The sequence below is a fragment of the Micromonospora sp. M71_S20 genome (genome assembly GCF_003664255.1).
Taxonomy (GTDB): Bacteria; Actinomycetota; Actinomycetes; order Mycobacteriales; family Micromonosporaceae; genus Micromonospora.
The window spans coordinates 3,711,588-3,727,867 of sequence record NZ_RCCV01000001.1 but is presented as its reverse complement, the minus strand read 5'-3'; the positions used below and the strand labels follow the sequence as shown (position 1 = coordinate 3,727,867).

The 16,280-nt window shown below is 73.7% G+C and carries 14 protein-coding genes; 9 read left to right on the top strand and 5 right to left on the bottom strand.

Translation table 11 applies throughout. From position 1 onward, the window contains the following. The first annotated feature begins 13 nt into the window (after window positions 1–13). From DER29_RS15955 to DER29_RS15945, 3 genes are read left to right on the top strand one after another with little or no spacing between them, the layout of a single operon-like run. Window positions 14–1,114 (top strand): iron ABC transporter permease, encoded by a 1,101-nt coding sequence (locus DER29_RS15955; RefSeq protein WP_233599834.1) that lies wholly within the window; start codon window positions 14–16, stop codon window positions 1,112–1,114. Continuing rightward, on the top strand, window positions 1,114–1,908 hold the full coding sequence (locus tag DER29_RS15950; RefSeq protein ID WP_121398046.1) for an ABC transporter ATP-binding protein: 795 nt from the start codon (window positions 1,114–1,116) through the stop codon (window positions 1,906–1,908). Before DER29_RS15955 ends, DER29_RS15950 begins: the two co-directional genes overlap by 1 nt. Further along, entirely contained in the window at window positions 1,905–2,903 is a 999-nt protein-coding gene (locus tag DER29_RS15945; protein ID WP_121398045.1) for an ABC transporter substrate-binding protein, read from the top strand. Before DER29_RS15950 ends, DER29_RS15945 begins: the two co-directional genes overlap by 4 nt. A gap of 471 nt (window positions 2,904–3,374) precedes the next feature. On the opposite strand, the gene DER29_RS15940 is transcribed toward DER29_RS15945, so the two are convergent. From DER29_RS15940 to DER29_RS15930, 3 genes are read right to left on the bottom strand one after another with little or no spacing between them, the layout of a single operon-like run. Continuing rightward, on the bottom strand, window positions 3,375–4,409 hold the full coding sequence (locus DER29_RS15940; protein WP_121398044.1) for a pyridoxal-phosphate dependent enzyme: 1,035 nt from the start codon (window positions 4,407–4,409) through the stop codon (window positions 3,375–3,377). An 18-nt stretch (window positions 4,410–4,427) separates the two neighbouring features. Then, the gene (locus tag DER29_RS15935; protein WP_121398043.1) at window positions 4,428–5,228 is read right to left on the bottom strand and encodes a Rossmann-like domain-containing protein; all 801 of its coding nucleotides are present in this window, start codon (window positions 5,226–5,228) and stop codon (window positions 4,428–4,430) included. Then, window positions 5,225–5,941: a methyltransferase gene (locus DER29_RS15930; protein WP_121398042.1), complete on the bottom strand. Its 717-nt coding sequence runs from the start codon at window positions 5,939–5,941 to the stop codon at window positions 5,225–5,227. Before DER29_RS15930 ends, DER29_RS15935 begins: the two co-directional genes overlap by 4 nt. A 273-nt stretch (window positions 5,942–6,214) precedes the next feature. On the opposite strand from DER29_RS15930, the gene DER29_RS15925 reads away from it, so the two are divergent. From DER29_RS15925 to DER29_RS15915, 3 genes are all read left to right on the top strand, one after another. Then, window positions 6,215–7,438, top strand: a complete 1,224-nt coding sequence (locus DER29_RS15925) for an MFS transporter (RefSeq protein WP_121399271.1) — start codon at window positions 6,215–6,217, stop codon at window positions 7,436–7,438. 133 nt (window positions 7,439–7,571) lie between these two features. Continuing rightward, window positions 7,572–9,365: a thiamine pyrophosphate-requiring protein gene (locus tag DER29_RS15920; RefSeq protein WP_121398041.1), complete on the top strand. Its 1,794-nt coding sequence runs from the start codon at window positions 7,572–7,574 to the stop codon at window positions 9,363–9,365. Between the two features lie 273 nt (window positions 9,366–9,638). After that, on the top strand, window positions 9,639–10,850 hold the full coding sequence (locus DER29_RS15915) for a low temperature requirement protein A (RefSeq protein WP_199729322.1): 1,212 nt from the start codon (window positions 9,639–9,641) through the stop codon (window positions 10,848–10,850). Window positions 10,851–10,899: 49 nt separating this feature from the next. On the opposite strand, the gene otnK is transcribed toward DER29_RS15915, so the two are convergent. Together otnK and DER29_RS15905 are read right to left on the bottom strand one after the other, a co-directional pair. Further along, window positions 10,900–12,204 carry a 3-oxo-tetronate kinase gene (gene otnK / locus DER29_RS15910; protein ID WP_121398040.1) on the bottom strand — a complete coding sequence of 435 codons (1,305 nt, stop codon included), beginning with the start codon at window positions 12,202–12,204 and terminating at the stop codon, window positions 10,900–10,902. Next, window positions 12,201–13,028 carry a DeoR/GlpR family DNA-binding transcription regulator gene (locus DER29_RS15905; protein WP_158619030.1) on the bottom strand — a complete coding sequence of 276 codons (828 nt, stop codon included), beginning with the start codon at window positions 13,026–13,028 and terminating at the stop codon, window positions 12,201–12,203. Before DER29_RS15905 ends, otnK begins: the two co-directional genes overlap by 4 nt. Window positions 13,029–13,116: 88 nt before the next feature. On the opposite strand from DER29_RS15905, the gene DER29_RS15900 reads away from it, so the two are divergent. From DER29_RS15900 to DER29_RS15890, 3 genes are read left to right on the top strand one after another with little or no spacing between them, the layout of a single operon-like run. Further along, window positions 13,117–14,682: an L-fuculokinase gene (locus DER29_RS15900; RefSeq protein ID WP_199729321.1), complete on the top strand. Its 1,566-nt coding sequence runs from the start codon at window positions 13,117–13,119 to the stop codon at window positions 14,680–14,682. Beyond that, a complete protein-coding gene (locus DER29_RS15895) occupies window positions 14,679–15,584 on the top strand; it encodes a hypothetical protein (protein ID WP_121398039.1) in 906 nt (301 codons plus the stop codon). Before DER29_RS15900 ends, DER29_RS15895 begins: the two co-directional genes overlap by 4 nt. Then, window positions 15,569–16,267 carry an aspartate/glutamate racemase family protein gene (locus tag DER29_RS15890; protein ID WP_148710064.1) on the top strand — a complete coding sequence of 233 codons (699 nt, stop codon included), beginning with the start codon at window positions 15,569–15,571 and terminating at the stop codon, window positions 16,265–16,267. The genes DER29_RS15895 and DER29_RS15890 overlap by 16 nt, the downstream gene beginning before the upstream one ends. Window positions 16,268–16,280: the final 13 nt, after the last annotated feature.

Here is a 16,280-nt window from a genome sequence, read left to right as displayed (position 1 = left end):
AGAGTGATTCGGCGTGACGCCCTCCACGGCCGTCGACCTCGTGGTCGACCCGTACGCCCCCGCCGCCGGCGCCCCTCGCCCGTCACTGCGAACGGGTGGCACCGTGGCCGCCCTGCTGGTCCTGCTGGCCGTCTCGCTCGTGGTGGTGATCGGCCTCGGACCGGTCGCCATCCCGCCCGGCGAGACGGCCCGGTACCTCTGGGCCGCGCTCACCGGCGGCCGCATCCACGCCGACGAGGTGACCACGTACCAGATCATCTGGCAGATCCGCACGCCACGGGTGTTGCTCGCGGCGATCGTCGGGGCGGGCCTGTCCGCGGTCGGTGTGGCGATCCAGTCCCTGGTGCGCAACGCCCTGGCCGACCCGTATGTGCTCGGGGTCTCCTCCGGCGCCTCGGTCGGCGCCGTCTCGGTCACGGTCGCCGGCGGACTCGGCGCGCTCGGCATCTACGCGGTCTCCGCCGGCGCCTTCCTCGGCGCGATGGCCGCCGCGGCGCTGGTCTACCTGGCCGCGTACAGCCGCACCGGCATCACACCCCTGCGCCTCGTGCTGACCGGCGTGGTCATGTCGTTCGGCTTCCAGGCACTGATGGCAGTGATCATCTACTTCACACCGGACAGCGAGGCGACCGCCACCATGCTGTTCTGGTCCATGGGCAGCTTCGGCGCAGCGACCTGGGGCGGCCTGCCGGTGGCCGCCGCCACCGTCCTCGTCGGAGTGGTCGTCCTGCACCGGCACAGCCGCACCCTCGACGTGCTGACCTTCGGCGACGAGGCGTCCCTCAGCCTGGGCGTCGACACGACCCGGGTACGTCGGCGACTGTTCGTCATCACCTCACTGGTCACCGGTGCGATGGTGGCGGTCAGCGGAGCGGTCGCGTTCGTCGGCCTGGTGTTGCCGCACCTGGTCCGGATCGTGGTCGGCGCCTCGCACCACCGGGTGCTGGTCGTCGCGCCGCTGGCCGGTGCCGTGTTCATGGTCTGGGTCGACCTGGCCTCCCGCACCCTGGTGGCTCCCCGGGAGCTGCCGCTGGGCGTGATCACCGCTCTGGTCGGCGTACCGGTGTTCCTCGCGCTGATGCGCCGCCGTGGCTACCTGTTCGGCGGCCGGTGATGGATCTTCAACTCGACGGCGTCGCGGTGGAGATCGACGGGAACGTCATCGTCCAGGACCTGTCGCTCGACGTGCCGGACGGGCGGATCGTCGGACTGATCGGACCGAACGGATCCGGCAAGTCGACTGCGTTGCGCTGCGTCTACCGGGCGCTGCGGCCGAGCCGCGGCGTGGTGTGGCTCGGCTCCGACGACCTGTCCACCCTGAAGCTGCGCCACAGCGCGCGGTCGGTCGCCGCGCTCACCCAGGACGGCGGCACGGACCTCGACTTCACCGTTGCCGAGACGGTGGCTCTCGGTCGTGCCCCGCACCTGCGCGGCAACCAGCCGCTCAGCGAGCGGGAGCGGGGCCTGTGTCGATGGGCCATGGCACAGCTCGACGTGCTGCACCTGGCCGACCGCGGGATGCTCGCACTGTCGGGCGGTGAGCGGCAACGCGTCTTCGTCGCCCGCGCCCTCGTGCAGGAACCGCAGATCCTGGTGCTCGACGAGCCGACCAACCACCTGGACGTCCGGCACCAGATCGAGCTGCTGTCCCTGTTGCGCGGCTCAGGGCTCACCGTCCTCGTCGTGCTGCACGACCTGAACCTCGCCGCGGCGGCCTGCGACCGGCTCGGCGTGCTGTCCGGAGGCCGGCTCGTCGCCACCGGAACTCCAGCCGAGGTCCTGACCACCGATCTGATCCGCGAGGTGTTCGGCGTCGTGGTCAGCGTCGTGACGCACCCGCTGACCGGTGATCCACAACTGCTCTATTCCCTGGGCCCAGCAAGATCTTCGGAAGGAATCCCCAGATGAACGTCTCCCGGCGGCGAACCGCAGTCCGTACCGCGTTGGCGTCGTTGACCACCACGGCGCTGCTCGCCGGTTGTGGTGCCGAGGTCGAACCGAGCGGGAGCGAGGTGCAGAAGGTCACCGTCAACCGGTGCGGCGAACCGGTGGAATACACCACTCCGCGACGCGCCGTCGTCTACGAGGGCGGTAGCGCCGACAAGATGTTCGCCCTCGGCCTCACCGAGCACGTCCACGGATACGTGATGCCACCGGCCAATCCGCCGGTGACCGAGTCCCCCTGGGCCGCCGAGTACGCCAAGGTGAAGTTCCTCAGCGACGACCTGCTCAACCGGGAACTCCTGGTGGAGGCCAAGGCCGACTTCGTGGTCGCCGGCTGGAACTCCGGGCTCAGCGACAAGCGCGGCACCTCCCCGGAGATCCTCGACGGGCTGGGCATCCAGAGCTTCATGCACGCCGAGTCCTGCTTCAACTATCCGAACCACCCCGAGCGGCACGCCCCGTTCGACGGCCTCTACACCGACCTGGAGCGACTCGGCCAGATCTTCGGTGTGCAGCAGCGGGCCGCGACCGTGGTGGCCGACATGAAGCGACGGGTCGACGCGGTCAGGGCTCAGGCACCGAGCACCCGGACCCCGGTGTTCCTCTACGACTCGGGCACCGACCAGCCGTTCACGGCCGGCAGGCAGGTGCCGCCGAACGACATCATCTCCTTCGCGGGTGGCCGGAACATCTTCGCCGACCTCGACGGCCGTTGGACGCAGGTCGGCTGGGAAGCGGTCGTCCAGGCCCGACCAGAGGTGATCATCATTCTCGACTACCAGGATCAGCCGGCCGAGCAGAAGATCAGGTTCCTCAAGACCTCGCCCAAGACCAAGAACCTGCCGGCAGTGGTCAACGACCGCTTCTTCATCCTCGACTACAACGAGGGCATCAGCAGCCCTCGCAACGTCGACGGGCTGGAGAAGTTCGCCGCGTACCTGCGGGACCTGCAGTCCTGACCGTGGATCCCGCAGATCAGCGCACGTGACGCGGACCGGCTCGGGATCCGGCGGAAGGCGGTGGTGACCCTCGCCGACCGGCCGCTCGACGCCCTGCGCCGCCTGCGGTGAGGATTCTCCCCACAAGGCCCCGCTGGGCTCCGGAGGACGCGGGCGTGCGACGCACCTTCTTCGACCGGGGACGGTCGAACGCCCGGACAGGGTGGAACGTGGGGGCTGCTCGTCGGACGAGCAGCCGAATCCACGATGGGTGACCGGAGCGAGAGCTTGGCCTGTCTTCCGCAGGTCAGGCTCTTGTGCTCGGGCGCGCCGGCAGGATGAGGTCGGGCCGTACCTGTCTGCCCCGCCCCGGCCGGCGCGCACGTGAGTTTCTCGGCCGTCCGGCCGATCGAGCGTTGCTCGCCGGCCGGGCGGGCCGGCGCCCGCGAGCCATCCGGACCCAGTGCCGCACCGTGCAGTGCCGTGCGCCCCTCAGGATGCGGATTGAAGGGCCGGGTCGCTTGCTGCGGCCGTGGGGGCCGGGGCGGCGTTCCAGTCCATGCGCGACCACGGCAGCTTCATCTCGGCCAGTTCGGTGATCTGGTGGGGCTGGAGGTCGTGTGCGGTGAGGGCCTGGGCGTGTCGGGTGTAGGCGGCGTCGACGTAGCGGTGGCCGGTGTCGGGGGCCAGTAGTACGACGTGCCGCCGGGAGTCCGCACGTCGCTCGAAGCGTGCGGCCAGGTAGGCGGCGCCCGTCGACAGGCCGGCGAAGACGGCGTGGTCGCGTAGCAGGGCGATACTGCCGGCCAGTGCGGCGTCGAAGCCGATCCAGTGCAGGGTGTCGTAGAGGGTGTGGCGGACGTTGGCGAAGGGGATGGCACTGCCGATGCCCGCGATGATGATCTCGGGGTCGCGGACGTGGTCGCTGCCAAAGGTGACGCTGTCGAACGGCTGGACGCCGACGAGGGACACGTCGAGGGTGGCGTCGCGCAGGTAGGTGGCCAGGGCACCGGTCGAGGCACCGGTGCCGACGCCACCGACGATCGTCAGGGGCTGCCCGTCGAGTTCCCGGCGGATCAGTGTGGCGATCGGGCGGTAGCCCAGGTAGTGGATGTCGTCGTGGTACTGGCGCATCCAGTGGTGGCGCGGCTTCGCACGCAGGATCTCCTGGACCCGCGCGACCCGGCGGTCCTGGTCCAGCTTCAGGTTGGCGGTCGGTGGCATGGGTTCCACGGTGGCGCCGAGGATCTCCAGCTGGGTGCGCAGCGTGATGTCGACAGTGGTGGATGCGACGATGTGGCATCGCAGGCCGTGGCGGTGGCAGGCCAGCGCCAGCGCGTGGGCGTAGATGCCGCTGGAGCTGTCGACAAGGGTGTCGCCGGGTGCGATCACTCCCCGGTGCAGCAGATGGCGTACCGCGGCGAGCGCGGAGGCGACCTTCATGGTCTCGAAGCGCACGCAGGTGGTGCGGTCGTCCAGGCGGATCAGGGCTGGCCTGCTGAGTGTCTCACTGATGTGCTCGTCCACGTCTTCCCCTCGGGGTGGTCAGGACTGGGCGCGGTACCGGTACAGCACGGTCCGCTCGGCGCTGAACTGTGAGAACGGGAACGGCTCCGCCGACAGGGCGGTGACGCCTGCGCCGAGGAAGTGTCGGGCCACCGCGCTGGCGGTCTGCGCGTAGACGATCAGCGGGACGCCCCGGCTGTGACAGGTGTGCAGGATCTCGTCGAAGGTGCCGTTGCCGATGGTCATACCGGTGGCGACGACGGCGTCGGCGACGTGGAGGACGTCGCGCATGTCGGGGGTGACGGGGTCACCCCACTGGGTGGTGCGCAGGGTGAGGTCGCAGGGCAGGCACTCGGCGCCGCGTTGACGGATGGCGGCCACGAGCGGGTTGACCACGCCGATCAGCGCGACCTTCGCGCCGGGTGTGACGTCGAGGAGTCCGGCGACCGCGGCGTCGCGCGCCTGCGCCCGCGTCTCCGGGGTGCCGGCGGGCAGCACGACGGGCTCGGCGTCGGGGTCCCGGTGGGGACGGACGTGGGCCAGGTACGCGTCGAGGGTCGCCACCCGCACCGCAGGCGGTGCGTCGGTGAGCAGGTGGGCGACGGGCGCGCCGGAGTACTCCAGACACACGGCCGGGTCCACGTCGCCGGCGGCGAAGGCGCACGCGCCGATGGCGGTGCCGACGCGGGCGAGCACGTACTGGTTGCGGTAGGTGGTGTTCCCGCCGGCGAGGCGGGTGCCGTGGTGCACCCAGAAGACGCTGGTGGCGACGAGGGATGCGGGGTCGGGGCCGTGCTGGCTGCCGAGGACCGCCGTCACCAGGTCGGTCAGGGCCGTCATCGCTGGTTGCGGGTGAGTCGGAACAGGAACGTGACGACACCGTCGTGCCAGTCGTGGCGGTGGTGGATCGTCGTGGCGAAGCCGCGCCGGATGGCATGGCCGATGATGGTGTGCAGGTCGGCGGTGTTGGACAGGATCAGGAACACCTCGCCGTGTTCGGCCAGCAGATCGCGGTCGACGAGCTGGTCGAGGAATCTGGTGACCAGGGGCGCGCCGACGCAGACGTTGCGCACGATGTCGGGGTTGTCGCTGACCGGCTGGCTGACGGCGGGCGGGTTGAAGGTCACGACGTCGAGCCGGGTGCCGTCGGGCAGCGCGTCGAACAGGTCGGACACCAGCGGGACGAAGCGGGTGTCGGGTCGTTCGCCGACGTGGGTGCGGTAGTGCCGTGCGGCGGCCTGCACGCTGGCGGGGTGCACGTCGAGCGCGTAGGCGGTGTGCGCGCCCCGCAGCCCGGCCGCGACGGCCTCGACGCCGACGCCGACGCCCATCGCGGCGTAGACGCGGTCGCGGGTCGCGATGTCGCCGTCGAGGAGCCGCTGGTGCAGCATCCGGCTGGTCTCGCCGGGGTGGAACACGCCGGGCGGCAGGTCGAACGTCATGCCGTTCCAGGCGTAGTCGCGGTGGGTGTGCAGGTCGGCTCTGGGCTGGTTGATGGCGATGACGTGGTCGGCGGGCAGTACCGGTGGCAGGTCGGCCAGGCTGATGTTCATGGTCCTCCTCGGGTCAGCGGGCGGGCTGCGGTCGGTGCGGCGTACTGGAGAACGTCGGTCGTCGGCCGCAGCTGTCGACCGCCGCGCCGCGAGCCGGGGCCGTCGGTGTCGCACCGTCGTCCGGGACGGCGCGGCCAGTGGCCAGGGCCGCGGCGTCGAACGCCCAGCCGGGCCGGGTGGGACGTGACATGGACACCTCCGGGACGAGACGAACCGCGCCCGTTACTATAATGACAATCATTGTCAGGTCAAGGGGCCAAGGAATCGATGCGCATGCTTGACGACACCGTCCAGACCCGCCCGGAGCCGGGATCGGCGCTGCGGAGCACGTCCTTCGTCCGGCTGTGGGCAGGTACGACGGCCTCGGGCATGGCCACGTGGGCCCTGCCGTTCATCCTCGGGTTGGCGGTGCTCGACCGATCACTGACCGCCATCGAACTGGGTGTGCTGCTGGCCGTACGGACCGTGGGTTTTCTCGTCGCCGTCCCGATCGGCGGCGTGCTCGCCGACCGGCACTCGCGTCGGCGGGTGGTGCTGTGGTCGGGCCTGATGGGCGCCCTCGCCGCCCCGGTGATGGTGTTCGGCATGGGCCGGTCGCTCGCCCTGACGGCCGTGGCGGCGGCCGTGATGGGTGCGGGACAGGGCGCGTGCCGGCCCGCCTTCCAGGCGCTGACCGCCGAGGTGGTCGCCGAGCCGCAACGGCAGCAGGCCAACGCCGCGATCACCCTCGCCGTGCGGGTCACGACCCTCGTCGCCCCCAGCCTGACCGCGCTGCTGGCCCTGGTCGTCTCCGTTCCGATGCTCCTGCTCGGCGTCGGCGGCCTGTGGCTGGCGGCCGCCCTGGTCCCACCCGCCGGGACCGGCCGACCCGACCTGCCCGTCACCAGGCCCGGAATCCTGGCCGAGTTCGCCGACGGCGTGCGCGAGGCACGCCGTCACCCCTGGTTCCTCGCGGGCCTGGCCGCGCTGACCGCGGTCATCGCCACCGGATACTCGGCCACCGGCGTGGTCCTTCCACTGGTCAGCCGTGACCGCTACGGCACCGAGGCCGTGCTCGCCGCCGCCATGACCGCGTACACCCTCGGCGCGCTCGCCGGCGCCGTGGTGATCGGGCGGTGGCGCCCGCCGGCACCGGGCTGGACCGCCCTGGCCGGGCTCGCCCTGTACGGGCTCGTACCGCTCAGCCTGCTCCTGCCGGTGCATCCTGCGCTGGTCGTCTCCGCGTACGTGCTCGCCGGGCTCGGCATCGAGCTGTTCAACGTCCCCTGGTTCACCGCCACGCAGCGCGAGGTCGAGCCGACGAAGCTCGCCCGGGTGTCCTCGCTGGACTTCCTCCTGTCCTACGGACTCGCGCCTGTCGGTCTGGCGCTCATCGCTCCCGCGATCGACCGTTTCGGCGCGGTCGGCGTCCTGGCCGGGTGTGCCGTGGTGTGCTTCGCCGCGCCCGCCGCCGCGGCGCTGGTGCCTTCCTCGCGCCGGTTCAGCGTGCGGCCATGATCGCCGACTGCGGGGATCGTCGGTCGAGGCGGCCGGTACGGACACCCGAACCGGTGCTGTCGGTCCGGTTCGGCGTGGCGGTCCGGGGTATCGCCACATGCTGGGAGGGCCGAGTCGGGGCGAGGAGGCGGCGATGACGGACGCGACGGTGTCGGACCTGGTGGTGGCCCGGTTGGCGGACTGGGGCGTGGGCCGGGTCTTCGGCTACTCCGGTGACGGCATCGACGGGCTCATGGGCGCGCTGCGCCGCGCCGGGCGGCCGGAGTTCGTGCAGGCCCGGCACGAGGAGACCGCAGCGCTCATGGCCTGCGGCCACGCGAAGTACACCGGCGGGCTGGGGGTGTGCCTGTCCACCCAGGGGCCGGGCGCGGTGCACCTGCTCAACGGCCTCTACGACGCCCGGCTGGACTCCCAGCCGGTGCTCGCGATCGTCGGACAGCAGGTGACGTCGGTGCTGGGCAGCGGCTACCAGCAGGAGATCGACCTGGTCCGCCTGTACGGCGACGTGTGCGCCCAGTTCGTGCAGACCGCGTACACGCCCGAGCAACTGCCGATGCTCCTCGACCGCGCGATCCGCACCGCACTGGCCACCCGCAGCCCGACCTGCGTCATCCTGCCGCACGACGTGCAGACCGCCCCCGCCCCCGACCTGCGGGCCCACGAGCACGGGATCATGGTGACCAACCCCGGTCTGCCGGTGCCCGAGCTGCGCCCCCGCGCGGAGGACCTGCGGGCCGCCGCCGACCTGCTCGACGCCGGCGAGCGGGTGGCGATCCTGGTGGGGCAGGGCGCCCGCGCCGCCGCCGGCGAGGTGGTCGAGCTGGCCGAGGCGCTCGGCGCGGGAGTGACGGCGTCGCTGCTGGGCAAGCCGGTGCTGGACGAGTCGCTGCCGTTCCACACCGGCGTGATGGGACACCTCGGCAGCACCGCCAGCAGCGCCCTGATGAGCGAGTGCGACACGCTGCTCATCGTCGGCAGCAACGATCCCTGGTCGGAGTTCTACCCGGCGCCCGGGCAGGCCCGGGCGGTGCAGATCGACATCGACGGCCGGCGCCTCGGCATGCGCTACCCGGTGGAGGTGCCGCTGCTCGGCGACGCCGCCGAGACCATCCGGGCCCTGCTGCCACTGCTCACGCCCCGGTCCGACCGGAGCTGGCGGCAGCGCGTCGAGGGCGAGGTGGCCCGGTGGCGCGACATCGCCCGCCGGCGGGCCACCGCCGAGGCCGAGCCGCTCAATCCGCAGTACGTCGTGCACGCCCTCACCGACCGGCTGCCCGGGGACGCGCAGGTGTCGGTGGACGTCGGCTCCGTGACCTACTGGTACGCGCGGCACCTGCGGCTGCCCGTCGGTGTCGACGCGCACCTGTCGAGCACGCTGGCCTCGATGGGTTCGGCGCTGCCGTACGGGCTGGCCGCGAAGCTCGCCGAGCCGCACCGGCCGGTGGTGGCCCTCGCCGGGGACGGGGCCATGCAGATGAACGGGCTCGCCGAGCTGCTCACCGTCGCCCACCGGTGGCGGGACTGGGCGGACCCCCGGTTCGTGGTGCTGGTGCTGCACAACCGCGATCTCGCCGAGGTGAGCTGGGAGCAGCGGGAGATGGAGGGCGATCCCCGCTTCGTCGACTCCCAGCGCCTGCCGGACGCCCCGTACGCCCGCTGGGCCGAGCTGCTGGGCCTGCACGGCGTCCGGGTCAGCACGCCGGCCGAGGTCGACGCCGCCTGGGACCGGGCCCTGTCGGCGGACCGGCCGACGCTCATCGAGGCGATGGTGGATCCGGCGATCCCGCTGCTGCCGCCCGCCCAGCCGTACGAGAAGGTCGCGACCATGTACGAGGCGCTCGGCCGGGAGGACACCGACCTGGGCCGGCGGGCGCTGGCGCACCTGCGCCGCGAACGGGCCACCGAGGGCTTCGACGACCCGCGGTGACGACGGGACAGGTGTGCCGACCGGGAATCGGAGGGAGTGCGTCGTGGTGGACCGGATCGCCGACCCGTGGGGTGAGCGGACCCCGTACGGGCCGGGGCAGGAGTGGCCGGTGCGGGTGACCGGTTCCTCGACGGTGACCTGACCGAGGCGGACGTGGACCGGTGGGTACAGCCGGCTTCGGTGCTGCACTCCAACTGCCGGGACCGACTTCCTGCGGGTGGACCGCATCGAACCGGCCTCCTGGCCGATCTCGCGGGGGCGAGCATGGGCGGCATGGGGCTGCGGGGAGGTGACGGACGGGACCTGTTGGAACGCCGCGAGGACGTGCGGCAGGCGAACTTCCTGGAACTCTTCGTCGACCTGGTGCTGGTGTTCGCCCTCGCGGGGGTGGTCGAACGGGTGATGCAGGACGTCACCGCGGGCGATCCGCTGGTGCGGTGGCGGTCGCTGGCGTACCTGCTGGTCCTGGCCATGCCGCTGATCTGGTTGTGGATCACCACCGCGCACATCACCAGCTGGTTCGACCCCCGCCGCCGCAAGATCCAGTTGATCGTGCTGGCCAGCGCGTTCGGCCTGCTGGTCATGGCCTCGTCCCTGCCGTACGCGTTCGACACCCGGGGCTGGGCGTTCGTGCTGCCGTACCTGGTGCTGCACTGCGCCCGCCCACTGATCCTCCTGCCCAGCCTGCACGGCCACGCCCTGCGCGACCTCTACGTCCGATCGGTGTTGTGGTGCACGGCCGCGGCGGCGATCTGGATCGCCGGCGGGCTGGTCAGCGGCGTCGCCCGGGCCGCCCTCTGGGGAGTCGCGGTGACGGTGGACATCGTCGCCGCTCAACTGCGCTGGCCAATACCCGGCCGGGCCCGGCCACCGATCAGCGCGTGGGCGATGGACAGCGGCCGCCACCTGCCCGAGCGCTACCAGCAGTTGCTGATGATCGCCCTCGGGGAGACCGTCCTGGCCGCGGGCATCACCTTCACCGACCAGCCGGCCACCGCGGCCACGTCGGCGGCGCTGGTGGTGGCGTACCTGTCGACGGTGCTGCTCTGGCGGATCTACTTCTACCGCTCCGGGCAGGTCCTCACCGACGCGGTCGTCGCTGCCAGGGACCGGCTGGCCGCCGGCCGCGCCACCGGTATCGCCCACATCGTCATGGTGGTCGGGATCGTCACCACCGCCGTCGGCTACGAGATCGTGCTCGAACACCCCGGCGGCCGGCCGGAGCCGGTGTGGCTCGCGGTGATTCTCGGCGGGCCGGCGCTGTTCCTCTACGGCCGCATCCGCCTGGAACGGGTCGTGTTCGACCGGCTGTCGATCCGCCGGGTCGTCGCCATCGCCACCCTCGCGGCGGCTGCCGTACCGCTGTATCTCGCCCCGCCGCTGGTCGCCGCCGTCGTGGCCGCGCTCGTGCTGCTCGGTGTCGCCCTGGCCGACGCCGGCCACGCCGCCCGCCGCCCACCCGAGCAGCCCTCCCCGGCGCACTGAAGGACCCGGATCCGCTCGGGCTCGACTCGCACGGCGACCACGGCGGCCCTCAGGGGCAGTGCCGCCAGGCGGTGGTGAACAGGTCCGGGTCGCCGAAGTTCCCCGACTTGAGCAACAGGGCCAGCGCGGGGCCGCCCTCGGGAACCATCCACGGCAGGCCGGGGCCGGCCGCCGGTCCGACCCGCAGCGTGCCGACATCTAGTGCCCGGACCACCGCCCCCGACGTCTCACCGCCGGCCACCAGCAGGCGGCGGACCCCGAGGGTGTCCACCGCGCGGCGGGCGATCTCCGCGGTCGCCGCCTCCAGCAGCGCGGCGGCTCGCCCGGGGCCGAGCCGGGACTCGTACCGCGCGACCTGTTCCGGGTCGGCCGAGGAGGTGACCAGGACGGGTCCGGTCGTGTCCCGGTACGCCCGGGCCACGGCGTCGGCGACGGCGTCGACCGTCTCCGGAAGACCGGTGTCGAGGTCGACCGGGGACAGGGTGACCCGGGGCCCGGGGAACGCGTCGACCTGTTCGCGGGTGCGTGCGGAGCAGCTGCCGGAGAGGATCAACCGCCGGCCCTCCGGCACCGTCGGTACGGCCCGCGCGGTGACCGCGCCACCCGGGCCGGCGCCGGCCGTCGAGGACCGCGCCCCCGCGCCGGAGACCCGCGCCAGCGCGGCGGCCAGCCCGGCGGCACCGCCCACCAGCAGCCCGTCCGGCGTCGCCAGCAGCGCCGTGGCCAGCGTGTCCAGGTCGCCGTCGGCGAGGGCGTCGACGATCACGTGCCGGGCGCCGTCCCGGCGGGCGGCCCCGATCGCGGCGGCGACGGCGGCGGGGCCGGCGGTGACCGTGGCCAGGTCGACGAGCGTGACCCCACCCTCGGCCTGGCGGGAGAGCACCCGCACGAGGTCGGGGTCGCGCATCGGGGTGAGCGGGTGGTCCCGCAGCGGCGACTCGGAGAGCAGTTGCCGGCCGACGAAGAGGTGTCCCTGGTAGACCGTGCGGCCGACCCGTGGCGTGGCCGGCGTGCCCACGGCGACGGCGTCCCCGATGAGGTCGACCAGGGCGTCCGCCACCGGGCCGATGTTGCCCGCGTCGGTGGAGTCGAACGTCGAGCAGTACTTCTGGTAGAGGGTGGTGCAGCCGGCGTCGAGCAGCCACCGCGCCGCGGCGAGTGACTCCGCGACGGCCTGGTCGCGCGGTGCGGTCCGGGACTTCAGCGCCACGACCACGCAGTGGCTGGCGGGCGGCGGCGCCGTGGGGCGGCCCACCGCCACGACCGCCGACCCACCCGCCTCGCTCACCGCGTCCGCGAGGTCGCAGGCCCCCGTGAGGTCGTCGGCCACGGCACCGAGCCAGGGCCCGGTCACGTCCCGACCTCCCGGGTCGCGGGCGCCGCCGGCCTGGACGCCGGGACGGCCGTCCCGGCGTCCAGCGGCGCGACCACCACCTCCCGGCAGGTCGCCCGCAGCAGCGCGAGCTGGTCGGTGTCCGTTCCCGCGTCGACGACGACCGTGTCGACCGCCGCCAGGTCCAGGAACCGCATCGGAGCGTGCGCCGCCAGCTTGCCGTGGTCGAGCAGCAGGACCACCCGGCGGGCGATGCGGGCCATCGCCCGCTTGATCTCGGCGTCCGCGGCGTTGGCGGAGTAGACCCCCGTCGGCCCGGCCGCCGTCGCGGAAAGCACGGCCACGTCCACCGCCAGGTCCTCCAGGCTGCCACGGGTGATCGGCCCGGTGAAGGAGCGGGTCGCGCGGTGGTAGGCGCCGCCGAGGGAGATCAGTTCGAGGTCCTCCCGTCCGGTGCACGCCAGGATCACCGGTACCGAGTGGGTGACGACGGTGAGGCCACCGGGCAGCCGGGCCGCGAGGGCCGCGACCGTGGTGCCGGCGTCGAGGGCCACCACGGCGCCCGCCGGTACGAGCGGCACGGCGGCCCGGCCGACCGCTTCCTTCTCCGCCGTCGCGGCATCCCTGCGCTGCTCGAACGGGACGCCGTACGCGGGCACGGGGGCGCTCGCGCCACCGGCGACCCGGTTCACCAGTCCCTGGGCGGCCAACTGCCGCAGGTCACGGCGGATGGTCATCTCCGACACGCCCAGCTCGGCCGCGGCGTCGGTCGAGGAGACGTAGCCGGCCTCGGCCGCCCGGCGCAGGAGTTCGCGACGCCGCTCGGGGGCCTGCGTGTAGCGCACCGGTCCATCCAAGTGCGACCCCACCCACTTTGTCAATCGCCGAACATCGACCTTGACCCGTTCGTTCGAAACCGAACAGAATGGCCCCGTGAATGGCGCCACGCGTCCCGCCGACGCGGCCGAGGCCGACCCGCCGGAGACTCCGCGTGGCGGCCCCTCGGGCGGGGCCTGCCTGAGCGTGGGCATCGACGTGGGGACCACCAACACCAAGGTGGCCCTCGTGGCGATCGACGGCTCCGCCGCCCGGGTACGCGCCGTCGCCACCGCCCCCACTCCCCCGCCCGATTCCGTGCGGCGCGTGCTGGTCGGCCTGCTCCGCCAGGTGCTGGACGGGTCGCCGGCGCCGGACGCCGTGGGCGTCGCCTCGATGGCCGAGACCGGCGTGCCGCTCGACGCGACCGGAACGCCACTCGGTGCCTGGCTGCGCTGGGACGGCCACCGGGCCGGGACCGAGGCCGACGAGCTGTCCCGCCGGCTCGGCTGGGCGCACCTCGTCGCGGCGACGGGGGTACGACCCAGCGCCAAGGTCCCGCTGGCCACCTGGGCGTGGCTGCGGGCCAACCGGCCGGACGAGTGGCGGGCCATGGCGTCCTGGGCGGGCGCGGCGGACCTCGTCTGCCTGCTGCTCACCGGCCACCTGACGACCGACCACACGCTGGCCGGGCGCACCATGGCGTACCGGCTGCCCCGGCCCGGTCAGCCGGTGCCGGAGGCCTTCGACACCGACCTGCTGGCCGAGGTGGGCCTGCGGCCGGAGCAGCTGCCGACCGTCGTGCCGCCGGACACGTTCGCCGCCACCGTCCGGGACCCGGCCTTCATGGACGCCGGGCTGCGGTCCGGGACACCGGTGGTGGTGGCGGGCCACGACCACGCCGTCGGCGCGTACGCCTGTGGGGTGCGGGAGCCGGGCGACGTCGCGAACTCGCTCGGTACGGCCGAGGCGGTGCTCTCCGTCGTCGCCGGCTGCCCCGACCCGGTGGCGGTGGCCCGGGCCGGCATGAGCACGGTCGTCCCGGTGGCCGGCCGGCACCGGGCGATCCTCGCCGGCTCGTCGAGCGCCGGAGCCACCGTCGCCTGGTGGCTGGCCCACGAGTCGGGCGGCGTCCCGGCTGCCGAGTTGTCCGCCCAGGTGCTCGGCCGCGGTGACCGGCCCACCGACGTGATCGTCCTGCCGTACCTGTCCGGGCGGCAGGCCCCGGCGCCCGACCCGCGGGCCCGGCTGCGGGTCCTCGGGCGGCGCCCCACGCACACACCCGCCGAGCTGGCCCGCGCGATGTTCGAAGGGCTGTGCCTGCAGACCCGGTGGATGCTGCACGAGCAGGCCCGGCTCGCCGGCGGGCCCGCCGATGCGGCGGTGACCCTGTTGGGTGGGGCCGGCGCGGCCAACCCCGCCTGGCTCCGGGTCAGGGCCCACGTCCTCCCCGCCGAGCTGCGGGTGGTGCCGGCGGCGCAGCCGGTGGCCGCGGGCGCGGCGATCGTCGCCGCCGTCCGGGCGCACCGGGCCGGGCCGGCGGCCCCCGCACTGGCCTGGCGGCCAGGACCGGCGGTCGCGGACGCCGGCCGGGACTACGACGAGCCGTTCGCCAGGTTCGTGACGGCCGCGACCGGTGCCGAGGCGGCCGACGACGATTCGCGAGGAGAAGAGGTCAGATGACGGGATCGGGAAGAGCGGCGCCCACCCTGGACGCCATCGCGCGGCCGGCGGGCGGGTTCGCGATGGTGGCGATGGACCAGCGGGAGAGCCTGCGCACGATGTTCGCCGAGGCGGGCGCCGGCCGGCCGGACCACGACGGGATGGTCGCCTTCAAGACCGCGGTGGCCCGCGCGCTCGGCCCGCTGGCCTCCGGGTTCCTCATCGACCGGACGACCGGCCTCGATCAGGTCCGCCGCGACGGGCTGCTGCCCGCCGGGTGCGGGCTGATCCTCGCCGCCGACGCCCTCGACCAGGAGCCCGGCCAACCGGTCGAGGACACCCGGCTCGACGAGGTGGTCGCCGCGCCGGAGTTCGACCTCACCGGCGTACGGGCGATCAAGCTGTTGCTGCTCTGGCGCCGCGACGCGCACCGCGAGCAACGCGTCGAACTGGCCCGGCGGTTCATCGGCCTGGCCGCGGAGCGCGACGTGCTCTCGGTGCTGGAGCCGGTGGTCCGGGCCACCCCCGAGGAACTGTCCGCCGGCCGGTGGGACCAGGACGCGGCGATCCTCGAGGCGGCCCGGGAACTCTCCCCGCTGCGTCCCAGCCTTTACAAGGCGCAGGTGCCGCGGCAGGGCCGGGGCACGACCGACGAACTCCGGCGGGCGTGCGAGGACCTCGGCTCCGCCGTCACCGGCCCCTGGGTGGTGCTGTCCCAGGGCGTCCACCGCGACGACTTCCTCGGCGCGGTCCGGGCCGCCTGCCAGGGCGGTGCCAGCGGCTTCCTCGCCGGCCGGGCGCTGTGGAGCGACGTGGTGGGCCGCCCCGACGTGGACCGGGCACTGGCCGAGATCTCCGTGCCCCGCCTCGAACGGCTCGTCGAGGTGGTCGACCGGGAGGCGACGCCGTGGCGGAAGGCGTGAGCGCCGACCCGGGCACGGTCGGCCTGCTGCACACCGTTCCCGCGCTGGCCGCGACGTTCGACGACCTCCTGCGCGCCTCGACCGCGACGCCCCGCCGGATCCACGTCGCCGACGCCTGGCTGCTGGACACCGCACGCCGCGAGGGCGTCACGCCGGCCGTCCGGGACACCGTGCTCGCGCACCTGCGCAACCTGGAGTCGGTCGGGGTCGACGCCGTCCTGGTCACCTGTTCCTCCATCGGCGAGGCGGCGGAGGCGGCGGCCGGGCGGGTGCGCGTTCCGGTCGTACGGGTGGACGCGGCGATGGCCGACGAGGCGGTCGCCGTCGCCGCCGGCCCCGGGGCGCGGGGACGCATCCGCGTGCTCGCCACCCTCCCGTCCACGCTCGGGCCGACCGGACGGCTCGTCGAGCGGGCGGCCCGCAGCGCCGGCCGGCCCGTGGAGGTGACCGCGGAACTGGTGGCGGACGCCGCCGAGGCGCAGGACCGCGGCGACCGGGAACGCGTGGACAGCCTCGTCGCGGCGGCCGTCGCCCACGCCGCGGCCGGCGCGGACGTGGTCGTGCTGGCCCAGGCCTCCATGGCCCGCGCCGCGGCGCTGGCCGACGTCGCGGTACCGGTTCTCAGCTCGCCGCACGGCGGCGTGGCCGCGCTGTTGCGTGTCCTGTCCGACCGGCCGGACTGATCCGGCAGCACCT